Origin of the sequence: Pelosinus fermentans DSM 17108, assembly GCF_000271485.2 — a bacterium.
Taxonomy (GTDB): Bacteria; Bacillota; Negativicutes; order DSM-13327; family DSM-13327; genus Pelosinus; species Pelosinus fermentans.
In genome coordinates this window covers 4,880,762-4,900,326 of sequence record NZ_AKVN02000001.1, presented here as the reverse complement: position 1 = coordinate 4,900,326, position 19,565 = coordinate 4,880,762, and the positions used below count along the sequence as shown (strand labels likewise).

Here is a 19,565-nt window from a genome sequence, read left to right as displayed (position 1 = left end):
AAAAACGTCTGCCTTATATAAGGCAGACGAGATGAAAAAAGTTATATCAACAATGTTATGATAAGGGGAGATCAAATAATTCACGATATTCAGAAAGAATACTAAATTGATACAAGTACATCAAAATAAATAGAATTGCAAATAGTAAAAAGAAAATAGTAGTGGATTTGTCAGACACATGAATCACCTGCGCTTATTGCTTAACATCTACTACAAGCATATCAGTTTTTACATGAGTGTATATTATGTTCATGTTATGAATGGGTTAATTTTTATGTTTAGAAAGAGACTCTTCAATTCCTTTTTGCCTGATTATCGGCTATAATTATACTATTAATGATTTTCATATAATAAATATGAGTAAAAGGCGGATAACTTTATGAAAAAACCATTATTTATCGGATCAGCAGTAGCGATTGTAACTCCCTTTACTGACAATGGTGTTAATTATCAAACTTTAAAAGAGCTGATTGAGTTTCAGATTAAAGGCGGCTCAGATGCCATTGTAATCTGTGGAACCACAGGAGAGGCTTCTACTATGCCAGATGATGAGCATATTGCCGTTATCAAATTTGCGGTAGAAGCAATCAACAAGCGTGTGCCAGTCATAGCTGGTACAGGCAGCAATGATACCCGTCATGCCATCGAGTTATCGAAAGCGGCGGAAGACGTTGGTGCTGATGGAATTTTATCGGTCACCCCATATTACAATAAAGCTACGCAAAAAGGCTTGTATGAACATTTTAAAGTCATTGCCAATAACGTAAAGATACCCCTGGTCTTGTATAATGTGCCGAGCAGAACCAATTTAAATATTAATCCTGAGACGGTAAAGGCATTATCACAAATTGATAATATTATCGCCATTAAAGAATGCAACCTCGGACAAGTAGGCGATGTAGTCAATTTATGCGGAGAAGATTTTGCAGTGTATTCTGGTGATGACAATACTGTATTGCCCATGTTGTCACTAGGCGGCAAAGGCGTCATTTCTGTTATGGCAAATATTATTCCCCAGGAAACTCACAATATGGTTGAGCGTTTTTTCCAAGGTGACACCAAGGGTGCTATCAAACTGCAGCTTCAAACATTGAATCTCATAAAGGCATTATTCAGCGAAGTCAACCCGATTCCGATTAAAGCGGCTGTAAATTTACTGGGCTTTGAAGCTGGTCACTGTCGTATGCCACTGACAGAAATCAGCGAGAGTAATCTTGAGCTTCTTCGCATTGAGATGAAAGCTTACGGCTTACTATAATTGGTTTATTCATCGCTGCACGGTTGCGTATTAACTGTCGAATAAAAAATGTACCTGAGCAATAGAGCTAGAGGCTCGATTGTTCAGGTACATTTTTTCTACTTGCTTATTCAGAAGTTTTAAGTATTTTGCTTTATCTTCCGATATAACTAGTAGAATTAACAGGTAGCATGTTTATCGTAGGAGGAGGATTCTTATACAAAGTGTAACGATTGATGAAATTCAGCCAGGCATGTACTTATCAAAACCGCTCATGTTAGCTGATGGTACAGTTTTGCTCCATGAGGGCATCGTTATGAAGGAACGGTACATTGAGTATCTTCGAAATAAAGGCTTTACCTCTTTATTTGTAGGTGAGCCGCAGATTCAAGAGATCATCGCCCTGGAGGAAGATTTTTATGGTTCTAAATACAAAAAGGAAGCCCTTGGTGCTGCGCGAGATGCAATTCATCAATTTAATGTAGGCAAAGGTGTAAACCTCAATAAAGTAAAAAGCCTTGTCAGTGAATGGATTAATCAGCTTGGGGAGAAACCGGAGAGCATGATGAACCTTCTGGATATACGCCGTAAAAAGGGGTATATGTTTTCTCATGCCGTCAATACTTGTATTTTGTCAATTATGACGGGTATTGCTATGGGATATGATGCTAAACAGTTAGATGAGCTGGGACTTGCTGCGATACTGCATGATGTTGGCAAAATAAAATTTTCGAAGAACATAGCACGGCAGTTTCCCGGTTATTTGACAAGACGTGAAAAAGAAGAATATAAGCGGCATCCATTTTACTCTTTGGAGATCCTGCGGAGGAACCAGACAGTATCTGTCAATGTTCTTAACGCCTGCTTTCAGCATCACGAACGCTGGAACGGCAGTGGCTATCCCATGGGTCTTAAAGGGAATTCCATTTCTGAATATGCCCAAATTATCAGCATTGCTGATGTCTATGAGCGTTTGATCGTGGGGATGCCACACCGTTTGCCGACGCCTGTGTATTACGCTGCTGCGATTTTGAGTAAAGCTGCAGGAGAGTATTTTAATCCGGTTATTGTCGGCAAGTTTAACCAGAGTGTTGCCATTTACCCTATTGGAAAAACGGTGCGGTTAAACAACCAGCAAAGCGGTGTAATTCTTGGTGTGGATCTAAAAAACAAAACTACGCCAGTTGTTCGCATAACGTCCAGTGAGGACGGGCAGAATATCGATCAAATTGTTGAACTTGATTTAATGAAATCGCCTGAACTCTTTATTGTCGATTTTGAAGATGTAACTCCAAATTATTCGCAAGTCCGTGCTGATCAGGCATATGTTTCTTCTCATGTTAAGGAGTAGCAGGCAATGAACAATTAGGCTAAAAAGAGAATCAATAGGATGAACAAAAAGGTTAGAACCCATTGGGTTTCTAACCTTTTGCGGTGTGCCCAGCATGGGCGCTTACTAGTTGGTGAAAGTCCAATACGGGGGTTGATAGTGCCAACCGTTAGCCTAAGACAAGGGTGTCCATCGCGAGGTGGAATCTGAAGGAAGTCGGCGGCAAAACTCCGGTCTGAGGAAGACGAACTACATACAAGGCATATGTCAGCTGGGTGAGTTTGCCGCACAAAACGAAGCCCTAAACTATCCGAAGCGGGCGATGTAAATGTAGCAGATAGGTGGAGTGAAAGTAAGCGTTCTTACCTGGGGAGATCTGACAGTCAAGCTGTGGATATGAATTTGAAAACGGCAACCCGTGCAGTAATGTACGACTGAGCTGTCAGAAGTCAGCAGAGGTCATACTACCAGAGCGGCTATATACGCTCTGGGAAGGACCGAACAATAGGAGGTTTCCGAATTTTGAAAGGTACGAAGAAATGCGTAGAAAGCAGACAACTTCACAAAGAAGGCTGCCTACAGGAGACAAGAGTGGAACTCAGAGGTAATGTAGGAGTGCCGAGCATTTCTCCCATGCCCGAAAGAGGAAGAAACGGTGACAATGAATACGCCGGTGGATTGCTGGAGAAAATCCTTCACCGAGATAACATGAATCTTGCTTATAAGCGAGTGAAGGGTAACAAAGGAAGCCATGGAGTCGACGGAATGACAGTAAATGAACTTTTACAATTCCTGAAACAAAACGGCAACCAACTCAGGCAATCCATACTAGAAGGGACCTATAAGCCCGAGCCGGTCAGACGGATAGAAATACCGAAACCGGACGGGGGGAAAAGGCTACTTGGTATACCTACTGTAGTTGACAGAGTGATACAACAAGCTATAGCTCAAATATTAACCCCAATCTATGAAATGCAGTTTTCGGCAAATAGCTACGGGTTTAGACCCGGCAGAAGTGCAAAACAAGCGGTAGTAAAATGCAAGGAATATATCGAGGCAGGATACACCTGGACAGTTGATATCGACTTGGCAAAGTATTTTGATACCGTAAATCACGATAAACTCATGCGCTTGCTTTCAGAAACCATCGAAGATAGCCGAGTGCTGTCGCTGATACGCAAATATCTGAAATCAGGAGTCATGATAAATGGCGTGGTACAGGAGAGCGAGGAAGGCTGTCCTCAAGGGGGCAATCTTTCTCCACTTCTGAGTAACGTCATGCTGAATGAACTGGACACTGAACTCACGAGACGGGGCTTAAAATTCTGTCGTTATGCTGATGATCAGAATATTTACGTCAAAAGCCGGAAAGCGGCAGAACGGGTCATGGCAAGTATCACGCGATTTCTTGAGCAAAAATTAAGGCTCAAAGTCAATCAAGAAAAGAGTACAGTAGACAGGCCGTGGAAGCTGAAATTTCTAGGTTTTTCGTTCTATCACAAAAAAGGTGGATTAGGAATTAGAGTTCACCCTAAGCCTGTAAAGAAATTCAAGCAAAAGCTGAAGGAAATAACAGGACGAAGCAATGCTATGAGCATGGAGCAAAGAGCGGAAAAGCTCCGGCAGTGCATTGTGGGCTGGATGAACTACTTTGGAATGGCTGATATGAAAACCCTAGCTAAAGCATTGGATGAATGGCTGAGAAGAAGGATTCGAATGTGCTTGTGGAAGCAATGGAAGAAAATTGGGACGAAGCACGATAATCTTGTTGCTCATGGCATAGATAACCGCAAAGCGTGGGAATACGCCAATACAAGAAAGAGCTACTGGCACACAGCCAATAGCCCAATCCTTTCTCGGACGTTAACCAATGAATACCTCAGGAAAATCGGCTTCATCACCATAAGTGAAAGGTATTCACTAGTACACTAATTCTGTTGAACCGCCGTATACCGAACGGTACGTACGGTGGTGTGAGAAGTCGGCTACTCAACTAATGGGTAGCCTCTTACTCGATTTTTCTTAGCGAATAGGATGGTGATTGAAATATCTTCATATTTTACGTTTGGCAATGGACATACGTACCTTGTTCATATTTTCGATGATTGTTTCCTGCTGGCGGAGAAGCGATCCAATGTATAAAACATCAACTATGGCCAGATGAATTAAGCGTGAGGCCATAGCTTCTGAACGGTAATTAATTTCTCTGCCCATACCATGAAGTGAAATATCGGCTAACTGACTGAGAGGTGATCGCATATAACTAGTAATTGCAATGGTAGTAATATGGTTGCTTTTTGCCATAGCAACAGCATCAAGTATATCGCGATTAGCACCAGTATGAGACACCGCAATGACTACATCACCAGGCTTAAGCAACGTGGCGGATGCGATTTGCAGATGTGGGTCAGAGTAAGCTCTTACGGAAATACCAAAGCGCATAAAACGGTGCTCAATGTCGGAAGCGATCACTGCTGATCCGCCTGAGCCGTAAACATCAATCCGACGTGTGTTAGTGATCGCTTGGATGGCATTTTCAATTGCTTCTTCGTCAATGATCTTAAGGGTATCTTGCAGCCCTTCATTTATGCCTAAGAAAATCTTGCTAGTCATATTTCTGATGGAATCGGTAGGATGAACTTCTTTATAGACGGATTCTAAGGGAGTATATAAATCCCCGGCAAGGGCAATCTTCAATTCTTGGTACCCCGAAAAGCCTAATTTTTTGCAAAGACGAAAAACAGTTGCTTCTGCATTCTTAGCTGCTTCCGCTAACTCCGTGATGGTCATATGTATGACTTCAGAAGGATTTTCCAGAATATAAGTTGCAGTTTTTTGTTCGGTTTTAGTTAAATCATTAAAACCACTGCGTATACGCGGCAAGCATGAATTCAAGGTACTTTCCATTTTATGTCCTCCAACCTTTTGCAAGAAGAGAAATTTGAATGTTTATCCGATGGCTAAGCTGTTCTAAGGATAAGACTGACTAAGATTGACAGTGAAATTGAAGCTGTCAATTTTTCCTTCTTTATGTATCCATATTGTATCAGACACCCTAAAGCCATGCAAGTTTATGTAAGACGGATTGGGATTTTAATCCTCATATATTATTGTTGACAATAGTATTAAGAAATGATATTATATTTCTTGCAGTCAAGTAATGTAACTTTGACTGGTGTAAACACCTTGGAGAGATGTCCGAGCGGTTGAAGGAGCACGCCTGGAAAGCGTGTGTACGGGAAACTGTACCGAGGGTTCGAATCCCTCTCTCTCCGCCATTGCAGAAGATATAAGCGTTTGTGAGTTATATTATAACTTGCAAGCGCTTTTTTGTGCTTAATTTTATGTTAAGTGCATAAAATTAGTTTTCATTTATCAAAAGCATTATGTAAAATAATGGTTTATTTGCAATATATTTGATGGAGCGTATAGAGTAAATAACTGTTGATAATAATATTTAGAGTGTGAGGTGAATGTATGAATTCTTCTTCCAACAAAGAACCACGCCATCCGAAGGGGCTGGTTTCTACCATTTCCATAAACCTAGTTCATTTAAGAAATCCGTGGATAATTGCATTTTGGTCAGCAATGCTTCCAGGATTCGGTCATGTTAGTTTGGGCAGTTACATACATGGTTTTCTCTTAATTCTTTGGGAACTCATAATCAATATGAATGGTAATATAAATTATGCAATCTTATACTCCTTTACAGGACGATATGACATGGCAATCGAGGTAGTTGACAATAGGTGGTTACTTTTGTATGTTCCTGTTTATATATGGTCAATTTGGAGCAGTTACCGTCAAAGCGTAGACTTAAATAAAATGTCTATATTGGCGGATAGAGAGAGAAGTCCAATAAGCCCTTCCAAAATATCGACATTGGAAATCTGCTTCTTAGATAAGAAAATTCCATGGGTTTCACTATGGTGGTCGCTCCTTATGCCAGGTATAGGGCATCTTTATACACATCGATTGCCTACGGGCTTTCTCGTACTTGGCTGGTGGATCGTTATATGTTATTATTCCAACGCGGTACAGGCGGTACAATTTACGGCACTTGGAGAATATAATAATGCAATTGCAGTAATTAACCCTCAATGGATACTGTTTTTACCATCTACTTATGGATTTAGTCTTTATGATGGTTATGTAAATACTGTTGAATACAACAGGTTGTATGACCAAGAACAAGCTAGGTATCTCGAAGACAATTTTCAGGATACTGCTTTTGAGATGCCAGTATAAGCAGGAGTGATTGATATGTATGTGTTTTCCACTTTTGAACACTCATCGCTCTTAGAATTAGCCATTAGCGAATTGGAGGAGAAGGACATTGCTCGGGATAAGATACTAGCTGTACCGATGTCACGAATGGGAGAAGAACGTCAATTGTTTGATACTATCCATCGTGCTGACGGTCATAGCTTGCTTGACGGGGGAGCTATGCTTGGCACCGTTTTTATGCTATTTGGCGTGATGTGGGGATTTCTTTGGAAATTTGGACCGATACTAGGAGGACTAACGGGTTTCGCACTGGGGGTAGCGGTCGGATTCGCGTTTGATTACTTTAATAGCAAAAGAAGTGTCAAAAAAGACAAGGCAAAAAACGTAACCACAGAGGTGGTTCTTGTTATCAATTGCGAACAAAGTGAAGTTAAAATGGTAGAAGCTGTTCTTTGGAATCATCTGGCGACCTCAATTGGACGGGTGAAAAGAAGCTGAAGAAAAATTGGTACAGATATAGACAGCATTTAGAGAGTCTATAGGGCAGCTTATAATTGATTTTTAGTTAGTTGTTTATATTTGCATCCATAATTCCTACGCATTGGGTAATTTTTAACAACAATATACACTTGCGTTAGTAAAATAAATAGTATATAATATGTATACGCCTTGAGTGAACATAATGTTTTTATTTGAATTTGTGCGGTAGAAAAGTTATTGTTATTAGATTTTTGAATTTCTCTGGTTATTACATTTTAATAGAGATGTCAGTAGGTACTGATCGTTGTTGGCATAAAATTTAATATTTTAGCCATTTATTTATTTTAGAGTGGGGCCACAGCAAAAGTTGGGTCTTACGCAATGGAAACTCATGAACCCCGTCAGATTCGGAAGAAAGCAGCGGTAAGTGATAATTTTTATGTGCCGTGAGGTTGCCTGACTTTTGTTGTGGCCCGACGCTAAAATGATGAATGCAACCTAAAAAGCAACCAGAAATCTGGTTGCTTTTTAGTGTATTATAAGTAGTTTGCTCACTAAAGAAAAAGGGAAAGCTACTTTAGCGTAGAATACCATAGATGTTGTAAGGAGGTGTTGGGTAGATGGCTTATGTTGCGTTGTACCGCCAATGGCGCCCACAGGATTTTGAAAATCTAGTAGGACAAAAGCATATTAGTGTTACTTTGAAGAATGCAATTGTATCGGGGAAAATTGCTCATGCTTATTTATTTTCGGGACCACGAGGCACAGGGAAAACGAGTACTGCCAAGATTTTGGCGAAATCTTTAAACTGCATACATGGTCCAACACCTGAGCCTTGTAATGTGTGTTTAAATTGTCAGTCGATTAATGCTGGAACGTCTATGGATGTATTTGAAATTGATGCTGCCTCTAATCGGGGGATTGACGAAATTCGCGAACTTCGGGAGACGGTTAAGTTTGCGCCTGTAGATGGCCGGTATAAGGTATATATCATCGATGAAGTACATATGTTAACAACTGAGGCGTTTAATGCACTATTAAAGACATTAGAAGAACCGCCTGCCCATGTAGTATTTATTCTAGCCACGACGGAAGCGCATAAAATTCCAGCGACGATTCATTCCCGTTGTCAACGTTATGATTTTAGACGTATCGATGCTGAAGCAATAGAAGGTCGTTTAACTGCAGTTGTTCAGCACGAAGGGCTAAATGTAGCACCAGATGCATTAAAGCTGATTGCTTCTCATGCAGATGGAGGGCTTCGGGATGCTCTAAGTATTCTTGATCAATGTACTACCATGGAAAATGGAATCGTTACTGCAGAGAAGGTTCGACAATTATTAGGTCTTATCGGTCATGAGTGGGTATGGCGCATTACCGAAGCGTTGGCGGAACGTGATTTTAAAGCGGTATTGATGGCATTAGGAGAATTAATTGCACTAGGTAAAGAAGTACGTCAGATACTCTTAGAAGTGGCTTTATATATGAGAAGTATCATGCTATTCAAAGCTGCTCCTGATATTGATAGCATTGAATTATATGGAGATGACCGAAATGTATTAGCCAAACATGGAGAACAGTTTAAGCATGATGAATTAATTGATATGATCAAGATATTAAATGAAGGTGCCAATGATGCAAAATGGGCGCCTGAGCCTCGAATTACAGCAGAGATGACTCTGTTGTCCCTTTGTCGTCGTTCAGCACAAGCAGATATGGCGAATTTGCTGGAGCGAATAGCAATATTGGAAGAGAAGGTATCAGGGCAGTCCTTTCCGCGAATAGAGCCTCCAATTATAAAACAAGTAGAAACTGTGCGTCCTCCTGCTCCGGCAAAACCAGTTTCTGCTCAACCCGTGAATCCAAAGCCGATAGAAAAAGTTGAGGTAAAGCAGGAAATAACTCATGAACAGCCTCAGACAGAGCTCGTTGTGGATAGCAATTCGTCATCAAGCGATGTAAAAGAGATTTGGGACAATGTCCTTAAAGAATTGGTGGCAAGCGGTAAGCGCTCTGTACATGCTTGTGTTTCTCAAGGAAAATTGATAAGTTTGAATGATAAACAGGCTATTGTTCAGTTTGCAGCTGCTTTTCCCAAGGAACGTACTGAAAAAGAAGATTATCGAATTATGATAGAAAAAGTATTAACCCAATTTTGTGGAAAAACAGTGCAACTTTGTTGTATACTGGGAAGTGCGGCGATAGCTCCAAAGGCAGCTGCTCTACCACCGAAGGAGAAGCCGGTGACGGCTGCACCGCCGCTGGAAGAAGAAGTTCATCCGGCTTTACGTCAGGCTATGCATATGTTTGGTGGTAAGGTTATAAAAAAAGAAGAATACAAGGGGGATTAAGATATGTTTGGAAATATGGGAAATATGGCTGGTATGATGAAGAAAATGCAAAAGCTGCAAGGTGAAATGAGTAAAATGCAAGAAGAGCTTAAAACGCGAACATTGGAAGCTACCGCAGGTGGCGGTGCAATAAAAGTAGTTATTACTGGTGAAAAACAAATTCAGTCTTTAAAAATTGATCCCAGCGTAGTGGATGCAGAAGATATGGAGATGCTGGAAGACTTGGTGACTGCAGCCGTCAATGAGGCTATTAAAAAGGTCGACGATATGATGGCTCAAGAAATGGGAAAACTCACTGGTGGTATGAATCTGCCTTCTGGTTTATTTTAAACGATGCAATATATAGCACCGTTGGCGAAATTGATAGAGCAGTTTCGCGCACTGCCGGGAATCGGTTCTAAATCAGCTGCACGTTTAGCATATCATGTTTTAGAGATGGATAAATCTCGAGCAGAAAGCTTAGCTCAGGCGATTATAGAGGCCAAAGAGAAGATTGGTTATTGTGAAGTTTGTTTTAATTTAACAGATTGTAATCCTTGTTCGATTTGTCGGGATGCTGGACGGGACGTCAGCATCGTGTGTGTGATGGAAGAACCTCGGGATGTAGCTGCTGTGGAACGTACGCGAGAATATCACGGCAGGTATCATGTGCTGCATGGACAGTTATCTCCTTTAGAAGGGGTTGGACCTAATGATATTAGAATAAAGGAATTGCTAACGCGTATTGGAGAGGGAGAGATCCAAGAAGTGATTATGGCAACCAATCCGGATGTAGAAGGTGAGGCTACAGCAATGTATATTGCGAGGCTGTTAAAACCTTTAGGGATAAGAGTCACCCGAATTGCTCATGGATTGCCAGTAGGTGGCGATTTGGAGTATGCTGATGAAGTGACTTTGTCCAAGGCTATGGAAAATCGCCGAGAAATGTAATGTTTAAATACTCCTGTTTTTGGTAAAAATAACCGTAAGACAGGAGGGGAATTATGAATATAATAGAAACATTGCAGAAAATACAAGATTATGTTTATGGCAGCGAAAAGTTGGATGCCAAACCCTTGCCCTCTTTATCCATTGTGGTAGAAGAAGCCAGGCAAGAATGGTTAAATGCCCAGCATTATTATAATAGTGTTTCTGATCAAGATTTGGTTGACCATGCCGTTTATTTAATGCAGGCAGCTGAAAAGAAATATGTATACCTATTAAAGCAAGCTCGTCAAGAAGGTATTGTACGCTCTCCTTATACTGTTGCTGATAGCGACGAGTACAAAAAACTATAAAATTTCATTCTTAATAAAAAGGGTCAGAGTTTTCTAAACTCTGACCCTTCTTTAGTTAAGGGGACGTAAAATCACCTCTTCTTAATCATACTTGGACCAGAATGACCATATTAATAGAAGAAAGGTGATAACAAGAGATAGAAGAGGGCGGGATTATAAGTTATAATGAGGTATATAAGTAAAGCGTTTAAAACGTGTGAAAAGAAGTAGTAAGAGAGGAAGGGTGTACTATGCTTGGCGGATTTGGAGATTTTAATGTAATTCTGGCATATGTTTTTGGCATTATTCTATTATATGTTGTGGGACGAATGTTTTTAATGCCAATCAAATTAATTTTTCGCTTGATTTATAATGGTTTAATTGGGGGTGCCATGTTGTGGGCATTAAATTTTGTGGGGCTGCATATAGGATTTACAATTGCAATTAATCCAATAACGGCATTAATCGCAGGGTTTCTAGGACTTCCAGGAGTAATGTTGCTTATCTTGTTTAAGTTGTTCGTTGCCTAACTGTGGGGAAGCAACAAGGTTTGTTCGCTTCCCGATCTATAATTGCATATGATGAAAAAACATTACAGCATTGTAAGCCAATTACTTGCATTATAATGTATTTAATAAAAAACAATAAAAACATTAAAAAGATAAATAAAAGGTATTGACATGCATGAATTATTTGTGATATTATAAGTGAGTCGCCACAAGCGGCGTGATGTTCCTTGAAAACTAAACAATGTAAGTAAGGTTAAAATAAGCCAGATGTGCGGTACTCGTTTTTCGAGTGCAAAACAAAGTTGTTCTGCGAAAGTGAGAGCAACACAAACAAGTTTTTTAAAGAGCCATCAAGGTTCTTCATAATATAACTTTTATGGAGAGTTTGATCCTGGCTCAGGACGAACGCTGGCGGCGTGCCTAACACATGCAAGTCGAACGGAGATTTCAGCAATGGAATTTTAGTGGCGAACGGGTGAGTAACGCGTAGACAACCTACCTTCTAGCTGGGGACAACACTGCGAAAGTGGTGCTAATACCGAATGTTGTATTTTGAGTGCATACTTAAGATACTAAAGGTGGCCTCTATTTATAAGCTATCACTAGAAGATGGGTCTGCGTCTGATTAGCTAGTTGGTGAGGTAATGGCTCACCAAGGCGACGATCAGTAGCCGGTCTGAGAGGATGAACGGCCACACTGGGACTGAGACACGGCCCAGACTCCTACGGGAGGCAGCAGTGGGGAATCTTCCGCAATGGACGAAAGTCTGACGGAGCAACGCCGCGTGAGTGAAGAAGGTTTTCGGATCGTAAAACTCTGTTTTCAGGGACGAATGTGTGGATTGTAAATAATGGTTCATAATGACGGTACCTGACAAGAAAGCCACGGCTAACTACGTGCCAGCAGCCGCGGTAATACGTAGGTGGCAAGCGTTGTCCGGAATTATTGGGCGTAAAGCGCGCGCAGGTGGGATAATCAGTCTGATGTTAAAGTTCGGGGCTTAACCCCGTGAAGCATTGGATACTGTTATTCTTGAGTGCAGGAGAGGAAAGTGGAATTCCTAGTGTAGCGGTGAAATGCGTAGATATTAGGAGGAACACCAGTGGCGAAGGCGACTTTCTGGACTGTGTCTGACACTGAGGCGCGAAAGCCAGGGTAGTGAACGGGATTAGATACCCCGGTAATCCTGGCCGTAAACGATGGGTACTAGGTGTTGGGGGTATCGACCCCTCCAGTGCCGGAGTTAACGCAATAAGTACCCCGCCTGGGGAGTACGGCCGCAAGGTTGAAACTCAAAGGAATTGACGGGGGCCCGCACAAGCGGTGGAGTATGTGGTTTAATTCGACGCAACGCGAAGAACCTTACCAAGGCTTGACATCGTCTGATGATCCTAGAGATAGGAAGTTCTTCTTCGGAAGACAGATAGACAGGTGGTGCATGGCTGTCGTCAGCTCGTGTCGTGAGATGTTGGGTTAAGTCCCGCAACGAGCGCAACCCTTATCCTATGTTGCCAGCACGTAAAGGTGGGAACTCATGGGAGACTGCCGTGGATAACACGGAGGAAGGTGGGGATGACGTCAAGTCATCATGCCCCTTATGTCTTGGGCTACACACGTACTACAATGGGCTTAAATAGAGGGTAGCGAAGCCGCGAGGTGAAGCCAAACCCAAAAACAAGCTCTCAGTTCGGATTGCAGGCTGCAACTCGCCTGCATGAAGTCGGAATCGCTAGTAATCGCAGATCAGCATGCTGCGGTGAATACGTTCCCGGGCCTTGTACACACCGCCCGTCACACCACGAAAGTTGAGAGCACCCGAAGCCGGTGAGGTAACCAGCAATGGAACCAGCCGTCGAAGGTGAGATCAGTGATTGGGGTGAAGTCGTAACAAGGTAGCCGTATCGGAAGGTGCGGCTGGATCACCTCCTTTCTATGGAGATTTGAATTCTTGAAATACAGGATTCTAATCCAAGGTCGACACATCTGGCATTATATACTAGACGGAGCTTATGTGCTTGCTGTAGTATTATAAATCTACTTACATTGCTTAGTTTTGAGGGAATACAGAAACATGCCTGTTGAATAAAGTAAGCAGGCATGATAATATATATCCTCATATAGTGGGGGATTAGCTCAGCTGGGAGAGCACCTGCCTTGCACGCAGGGGGTCAACGGTTCGATCCCGTTATCCTCCACCATTTTTTTATGTTCTTTGAAAACTGCACAGAAGAAAGCAACGTAATAATTCTAATAGCAATATTAGGGTGATTACCGAGCATGTTAGGATTATTTGAAACATGTATATGTATATATTTCGGCGTCAAACCCGAATATACACAAACCACAGGTTGACAAGAAATAGTTAGCTGCTAGGAGCGACGAGGACATGAAATGAGTCGTACTACTTGTACGTCAAATGGAATGCCCGCAGAAGCGACAACGCAGATGACTGTTTATTGACAGCCGACTATTAGAGTGACGAAGTCAAGCTAATAAGGGCATACGGTGGATGCCTTGGCGCCAAGAGCCGAAGAAGGACGGGGTAAGCTCCGAAAAGTCACGGGGAATCGCAAGCAGGTATTGATCCGTGAATATCCGAATGGGGAAACCCAACAATGGTAATGCATTGTTACCCATACCTGAGAGTATGAGGAGGGCACCTGGGGAACTGAAACATCTAAGTACCCAGAGGAAAAGTAATCAAGCGAGATTCCCTAAGTAGCGGCGAGCGAACGGGGAAGAGCCCAAACCGATTCAGTTTACTGATTCGGGGTTGAGGACCAGCATAATTCAAGTCAGGCTTAGTCGAACTACCTGGAAAGGTAGACCATAGGGGGTAACAGTCCCGTAGACGAAAAGCAGAGCGAGATGGCTGAGATCCAGAGTACCACGAGACACGTGAAACCTTGTGGGAAGCAGGGGGGACCACCCTCCAAGGCAAAATACTCCTTGGCGACCGATAGCGTATAGTACCGTGAGGGAAAGGTGAAAAGCACCCCGGGAGGGGAGTGAAAAAGAACCTGAAACCGTATGTCTACAAGCAGTCGAAGACCCTTATGTGGTCGACGGCGTGCCTATTGAAGAATGAACCGGCGAGTTACAGTAACTAGCGAGGTTAAGCAGGAAATGTGGAGCCGCAGCGAAAGCGAGTCTTAATAGGGCGATTAGTTAGTTGTTGTAGACCCGAAACCGCAGTGATCTATCCATGGCCAGGTTGAAGCGCAGGTAAAATTGCGTGGAGGACCGAACCCGTGAACGTTGAAAAGTTTTGGGATGAGTTGTGGATAGGGGTGAAATGCCAATCGAACGCGGAGATAGCTGGTTCTCCCCGAAATAGCTTTAGGGCTAGCCTCAAGAAATAAGTACAGACGGTAGAGCTCTGATTGGGCTAGGGGCCTTATAGGTTACCGAACTCTGTCAAACTGCGAATGGCTGTACTCGGACCTTGGGAGTCAGACTGCGAATGATAAGATCCGTAGTCAAGAGGGAAACAGCCCAGACCATCAGCTAAGGTCCCCAATGCCGTACTAAGTGGCAAAGGATGTGGAACTTCAGAAACAACCAGGATGTTGGCTTAGAAGCAGCCACCATTTAAAGAGTGCGTAATAGCTCACTGGTCGAGAGGTTTTGCGCCGAAGATGTCCGGGGCTAAAGTACGGAACCGAAGCTATGGATTTGTATCTTAGGATACAAGTGGTAGGGGAGCGTTCTATACGCATCGAAGCAGTACCGTAAGGAGCTGTGGAGTATATAGAAGTGAGAATGCCGGTATGAGTAGCGAAAAGACAAGTGAGAATCTTGTCCACCGAAAGCCTAAGGTTTCCTGAGCAACGCTCGTCGTCTCAGGGTAAGTCGGGGCCTAAGCCGAGGCGTAAATGCGTAGGCGATGGACAACTGGCAAACATTCCAGTACCACCCACATCCGTTTGAGTGATGGAGTGACACAGAAGGGTAAGTAATCGCATGAATGGAAGAAATGCGTCTAAGCTTGTAGGGTGTTTAGCAGGCAAATCCGCTAAACGTTAAGCCTGAGGAGTGACGGGGAGTTGACCGTAAGGTTGATGAACTTACTGATCCCATACTGTCAAGAAAAGCTTCTAGCGAGGCTGTGGGTGCCCGTACCGCAAACCGACACAGGTAGGCGGGGAGAGAATCCTAAGGTGCGCGGGAAAACCCTCGTTAAGGAACTCGGCAAAATGTCCCCGTAACTTCGGGAGAAGGGGAGCCTCTTTAGGTGATTACCCTAGCGGTATGAGCTAAAGGAGGTCGCAGAAAAGAGGCCCAAGCGACTGTTTACCACAAACACAGGTGCCTGCTAAAGCGAAAGCTGACGTATAGGTGCTGACACCTGCCCGGTGCTGGAAGGTTAAGGGGAGTGCTTAGAAGCAATTCGAAGGTGTGAACTGAAGCCCCAGTAAACGGCGGCCGTAACTATAACGGTCCTAAGGTAGCGAAATTCCTTGTCGGGTAAGTTCCGACCCGCACGAAAGGTGTAACGACTTGGGCACTGTCTCAACGAGGGACCCGGTGAAATTGAAATACCTGTGAAGATGCAGGTTACCCGCGACTGGACAGAAAGACCCCATGGAGCTTTACTGTAGCCTGACATTGAATTTTGGTAAATGATGTACAGGATAGGTGGGAGACTGCGAGACATGTACGCTAGTATGTGTGGAGTCGTTGTTGGGATACCACCCTTTATTTACTGGAATTCTAACTTTAGTAGTAACGATACTAAGGACAGTGTCAGGTGGGCAGTTTGACTGGGGCGGTCGCCTCCGAAAATGTAACGGAGGCGCTCAAAGGTTCCCTCAGCGCGGTTGGAAATCGCGCGCAGAGTGCAAAGGCAGAAGGGAGCTTGACTGCGAGACGTACAGGTCGAGCAGGGACGAAAGTCGGACTTAGTGATCCGGTGGTACCGCGTGGAAGGGCCATCGCTCAACGGATAAAAGCTACCCTGGGGATAACAGGCTAATCTCTCCCAAGAGTCCATATCGACGGGGAGGTTTGGCACCTCGATGTCGGCTCATCACATCCTGGGGCTGTAGTAGGTCCCAAGGGTTGGGCTGTTCGCCCATTAAAGTGGTACGTGAGCTGGGTTCAGAACGTCGTGAGACAGTTCGGTCCCTATCCATCGCGGGCGCAAGAGATTTGAAGGGAGCTGCTCCTAGTACGAGAGGACCGGAGTGGACGAACCAATGGTGTACCAGTTATTCCGCCAGGAGTACAGCTGGGTAGCTACGTTCGGAAAGGATAAACGCTGAAAGCATCTAAGCGTGAAACCAGCCTTAAGATGAGATCTCTCATAGCGTAAGCTAGTAAGTCCCCTTGTAGATGACAAGGTTGATAGGCCAGGTGTGTAAGTCCAGCAATGGATTCAGCTGACTGGTACTAATAGGACGAGGGCTTGACTTAAATTTAGTTAGCAGCTTGCTGCTAACGACTAACATGCAGTCTTTCTTCTGTGAAGTTTTGAAGGAACATATTTATATGTACTTCTAAAAACTTTAATCCAGTGGCGATAGCTAAGGGGTTCCACCTGTTCCCATACCGAACACAGCAGTTAAGCCCTTATACGTCGAAAGTACTTGGTTGGAAACGGCCTGGGAGGATAGATAGTTGCTGGTTAGAGCACTCATTCTTTGTGAGTGCTCTTTGTTTTTCTCAAAAAATGCTTATTGCGGTAAGCGATACTGGATCTTGATGTATTTGTATCTGGTGACGATAGCTAAGGGGTTCCACCTGTTCCCATACCGAACACAGCAGTTAAGCCCTTATACGCCGAAAGTACTTGCTTGGAAACGAGCTGGGAGGATAGGTAGCTGCCAGTAAAAGCACTCCTGTTATGAATGCTTTTCAAAAGATCAGAACCAAAGAAAAAAGATGAAAAATAGTACTTGACATAATGTGTGACAAAGTGTTATACTGAATAAGTTGTCAGCGACGCTGGCAATAAGTACTAAAAGAAAAGTGTTGACAGAAAGTAACCTTTCATGTTAACATAAAGATCCGCGCTAAACGGCGGAACGATCATGAATAAATGATCGAATGATGTTCCTTGAAAACTAAACAATGTAAGTAAGGTTAAAATAAGCCAGATGTGCGGTACTCGTTTTTCGAGTGCAAAACAAAGTTGTTCTGCGAAAGTGAGAGCAACACAAACAAGTTTTTTAAAGAGCCATCAAGGTTCTTCATAATATAACTTTTATGGAGAGTTTGATCCTGGCTCAGGACGAACGCTGGCGGCGTGCCTAACACATGCAAGTCGAACGGAGATTTCAGCAATGGAATTTTAGTGGCGAACGGGTGAGTAACGCGTAGACAACCTACCTTCTAGCTGGGGACAACACTGCGAAAGTGGTGCTAATACCGAATGTTGTATTTTGAGTGCATACTTAAGATACTAAAGGTGGCCTCTATTTATAAGCTATCACTAGAAGATGGGTCTGCGTCTGATTAGCTAGTTGGTGAGGTAATGGCTCACCAAGGCGACGATCAGTAGCCGGTCTGAGAGGATGAACGGCCACACTGGGACTGAGACACGGCCCAGACTCCTACGGGAGGCAGCAGTGGGGAATCTTCCGCAATGGACGAAAGTCTGACGGAGCAACGCCGCGTGAGTGAAGAAGGTTTTCGGATCGTAAAACTCTGTTTTCAGGGACGAATGTGTGGATTGTAAATAATGGTTCATAATGACGGTACCTGACAAGAAAGCCACGGCTAACTACGTGCCAGCAGCCGCGGTAATACGTAGGTGGCAAGCGTTGTCCGGAATTATTGGGCGTAAAGCGCGCGCAGGTGGGATAATCAGTCTGATGTTAAAGTTCGGGGCTTAACCCCGTGAAGCATTGGATACTGTTATTCTTGAGTGCAGGAGAGGAAAGTGGAATTCCTAGTGTAGCGGTGAAATGCGTAGATATTAGGAGGAACACCAGTGGCGAAGGCGACTTTCTGGACTGTGTCTGACACTGAGGCGCGAAAGCCAGGGTAGTGAACGGGATTAGATACCCCGGTAATCCTGGCCGTAAACGATGGGTACTAGGTGTTGGGGGTATCGACCCCTCCAGTGCCGGAGTTAACGCAATAAGTACCCCGCCTGGGGAGTACGGCCGCAAGGTTGAAACTCAAAGGAATTGACGGGGGCCCGCACAAGCGGTGGAGTATGTGGTTTAATTCGACGCAACGCGAAGAACCTTACCAAGGCTTGACATCGTCTGATGATCCTAGAGATAGGAAGTTCTTCTTCGGAAGACAGATAGACAGGTGGTGCATGGCTGTCGTCAGCTCGTGTCGTGAGATGTTGGGTTAAGTCCCGCAACGAGCGCAACCCTTATCCTATGTTGCCAGCACGTAAAGGTGGGAACTCATGGGAGACTGCCGTGGATAACACGGAGGAAGGTGGGGATGACGTCAAGTCATCATGCCCCTTATGTCTTGGGCTACACACGTACTACAATGGGCTTAAATAGAGGGTAGCGAAGCCGCGAGGTGAAGCCAAACCCAAAAACAAGCTCTCAGTTCGGATTGCAGGCTGCAACTCGCCTGCATGAAGTCGGAATCGCTAGTAATCGCAGATCAGCATGCTGCGGTGAATACGTTCCCGGGCCTTGTACACACCGCCCGTCACACCACGAAAGTTGAGAGCACCCGAAGCCGGTGAGGTAACCAGCAATGGAACCAGCCGTCGAAGGTGAGATCAGTGATTGGGGTGAAGTCGTAACAAGGTAGCCGTATCGGAAGGTGCGGCTGGATCACCTCCTTTCTATGGAGATTTGAAGGATGAAATACTCTTTCATATCCAAGGTCGACACATCTGGTTGTTCACTTTTACTTACATTGCTTAGTTTTGAGGGAATACATCCCATGTTGCTAAAAGTAATTTTAGTAATGTGCAATGTAGTACCTTTGATGTTCTTTGAAAACTGCACAGAAGAAAGCAACGTAATAATTCTAATAGCAATATTAGGGTGATTACCGAGCATGTTAGGATTAATTTAGTTTTAACGTATATCATTTTATGTTTTCTAAATGTGATTGATATACAAAAGCCACAGATTGGCAAGAAGCTGTCAGCTGCTAGGCGGAGCGAGGACATGAATGGAGTCGTACTTACTTGTACGTCGACATGAATGCCCACAGCGACAACAACGCAAATGATAGGTTATTGACAATCG

Annotated in this window: 11 protein-coding genes, 2 tRNA genes, 5 rRNA genes and 1 other RNA gene; 18 read left to right on the top strand and 1 reads right to left on the bottom strand. The window is 43.7% G+C overall.

The features are described from left to right. The first annotated feature begins 379 nt into the window (after positions 1 to 379). From dapA to ltrA, 3 genes are all read left to right on the top strand, one after another. Positions 380 to 1,258, top strand: coding sequence for a 4-hydroxy-tetrahydrodipicolinate synthase (gene dapA, locus FR7_RS22435; RefSeq protein WP_007935609.1), 879 nt, complete (start codon positions 380 to 382; stop codon positions 1,256 to 1,258). Between the two features lie 232 nt (positions 1,259 to 1,490). Next, positions 1,491 to 2,588: an HD-GYP domain-containing protein gene (locus FR7_RS22430; RefSeq protein WP_237769571.1), complete on the top strand. Its 1,098-nt coding sequence runs from the start codon at positions 1,491 to 1,493 to the stop codon at positions 2,586 to 2,588. 501 nt (positions 2,589 to 3,089) lie between these two features. Then, positions 3,090 to 4,499, top strand: coding sequence for a group II intron reverse transcriptase/maturase (gene ltrA / locus FR7_RS22425; protein ID WP_007937569.1), 1,410 nt, complete (start codon positions 3,090 to 3,092; stop codon positions 4,497 to 4,499). Positions 4,500 to 4,619: 120 nt separating this feature from the next. Here the strand turns inward: ltrA and FR7_RS22420 are convergent, their stop codons facing one another. Next, entirely contained in the window at positions 4,620 to 5,474 is an 855-nt protein-coding gene (locus FR7_RS22420; protein ID WP_007935605.1) for a MurR/RpiR family transcriptional regulator, read from the bottom strand. A 281-nt stretch (positions 5,475 to 5,755) separates the two neighbouring features. On the opposite strand from FR7_RS22420, the gene FR7_RS22415 reads away from it, so the two are divergent. From FR7_RS22415 to FR7_RS22345, 15 genes are all read left to right on the top strand, one after another. Continuing rightward, positions 5,756 to 5,845 (top strand) — tRNA-Ser (locus FR7_RS22415). A gap of 199 nt (positions 5,846 to 6,044) precedes the next feature. Beyond that, on the top strand, positions 6,045 to 6,815 hold the full coding sequence (locus tag FR7_RS22410) for a hypothetical protein (RefSeq protein ID WP_007935603.1): 771 nt from the start codon (positions 6,045 to 6,047) through the stop codon (positions 6,813 to 6,815). 72 nt (positions 6,816 to 6,887) lie between these two features. Beyond that, positions 6,888 to 7,292, top strand: coding sequence for a metal-dependent hydrolase (locus FR7_RS22405; RefSeq protein ID WP_237715578.1), 405 nt, complete (start codon positions 6,888 to 6,890; stop codon positions 7,290 to 7,292). Positions 7,293 to 7,576: 284 nt separating this feature from the next. Beyond that, positions 7,577 to 7,785: signal recognition particle sRNA large type (ffs, locus tag FR7_RS22400), an RNA gene on the top strand. A gap of 109 nt (positions 7,786 to 7,894) precedes the next feature. Continuing rightward, the gene (dnaX, locus tag FR7_RS22395; RefSeq protein WP_007935601.1) at positions 7,895 to 9,625 is read left to right on the top strand and encodes a DNA polymerase III subunit gamma/tau; all 1,731 of its coding nucleotides are present in this window, start codon (positions 7,895 to 7,897) and stop codon (positions 9,623 to 9,625) included. 3 nt (positions 9,626 to 9,628) lie between these two features. Further along, complete coding sequence (locus tag FR7_RS22390; protein WP_007935593.1) at positions 9,629 to 9,955, top strand: YbaB/EbfC family nucleoid-associated protein; 327 nt, start codon at positions 9,629 to 9,631, stop codon at positions 9,953 to 9,955. Between the two features lie 3 nt (positions 9,956 to 9,958). Then, on the top strand, positions 9,959 to 10,555 hold the full coding sequence (recR, locus tag FR7_RS22385) for a recombination mediator RecR (protein WP_007935591.1): 597 nt from the start codon (positions 9,959 to 9,961) through the stop codon (positions 10,553 to 10,555). Between the two features lie 53 nt (positions 10,556 to 10,608). Then, positions 10,609 to 10,902, top strand: a complete 294-nt coding sequence (locus FR7_RS22380; protein ID WP_007935589.1) for a DUF2508 family protein — start codon at positions 10,609 to 10,611, stop codon at positions 10,900 to 10,902. Between the two features lie 230 nt (positions 10,903 to 11,132). Next, positions 11,133 to 11,411 (top strand): pro-sigmaK processing inhibitor BofA family protein, encoded by a 279-nt coding sequence (locus FR7_RS22375; RefSeq protein WP_007935587.1) that lies wholly within the window; start codon positions 11,133 to 11,135, stop codon positions 11,409 to 11,411. Between the two features lie 352 nt (positions 11,412 to 11,763). Beyond that, positions 11,764 to 13,321 (top strand): 16S ribosomal RNA (locus FR7_RS22370). 192 nt (positions 13,322 to 13,513) lie between these two features. Next, positions 13,514 to 13,589 (top strand) — tRNA-Ala (locus FR7_RS22365). A 284-nt stretch (positions 13,590 to 13,873) separates the two neighbouring features. After that, positions 13,874 to 16,806: ribosomal RNA gene (locus tag FR7_RS22360) — 23S ribosomal RNA — on the top strand. Positions 16,807 to 16,902: 96 nt separating this feature from the next. Further along, a 5S ribosomal RNA gene (gene rrf / locus FR7_RS22355) occupies positions 16,903 to 17,019 on the top strand. Between the two features lie 86 nt (positions 17,020 to 17,105). Next, positions 17,106 to 17,222, top strand: a 5S ribosomal RNA gene (gene rrf / locus FR7_RS22350). 373 nt (positions 17,223 to 17,595) lie between these two features. Next, positions 17,596 to 19,153: ribosomal RNA gene (locus FR7_RS22345) — 16S ribosomal RNA — on the top strand. Together the 16S, 23S and 5S rRNA genes with 1 tRNA gene alongside form the textbook arrangement of a ribosomal RNA operon. Positions 19,154 to 19,565: the final 412 nt, after the last annotated feature.

Coding starts and splice junctions, on each gene's coding strand:
- dapA (WP_007935609.1), top strand. CDS start 380: ATGAAAAAACCATTATTTATCGGATCAGCAGTAGCGATTGTAACTCCC.
- FR7_RS22430 (WP_237769571.1), top strand. CDS start 1,491: ATGTACTTATCAAAACCGCTCATGTTAGCTGATGGTACAGTTTTGCTC.
- FR7_RS22420 (WP_007935605.1), bottom strand. CDS start 5,474: ATGGAAAGTACCTTGAATTCATGCTTGCCGCGTATACGCAGTGGTTTT.
- FR7_RS22410 (WP_007935603.1), top strand. CDS start 6,045: ATGAATTCTTCTTCCAACAAAGAACCACGCCATCCGAAGGGGCTGGTT.
- dnaX (WP_007935601.1), top strand. CDS start 7,895: ATGGCTTATGTTGCGTTGTACCGCCAATGGCGCCCACAGGATTTTGAA.
- FR7_RS22390 (WP_007935593.1), top strand. CDS start 9,629: ATGTTTGGAAATATGGGAAATATGGCTGGTATGATGAAGAAAATGCAA.
- recR (WP_007935591.1), top strand. CDS start 9,959: ATGCAATATATAGCACCGTTGGCGAAATTGATAGAGCAGTTTCGCGCA.
- FR7_RS22380 (WP_007935589.1), top strand. CDS start 10,609: ATGAATATAATAGAAACATTGCAGAAAATACAAGATTATGTTTATGGC.
- FR7_RS22375 (WP_007935587.1), top strand. CDS start 11,133: ATGCTTGGCGGATTTGGAGATTTTAATGTAATTCTGGCATATGTTTTT.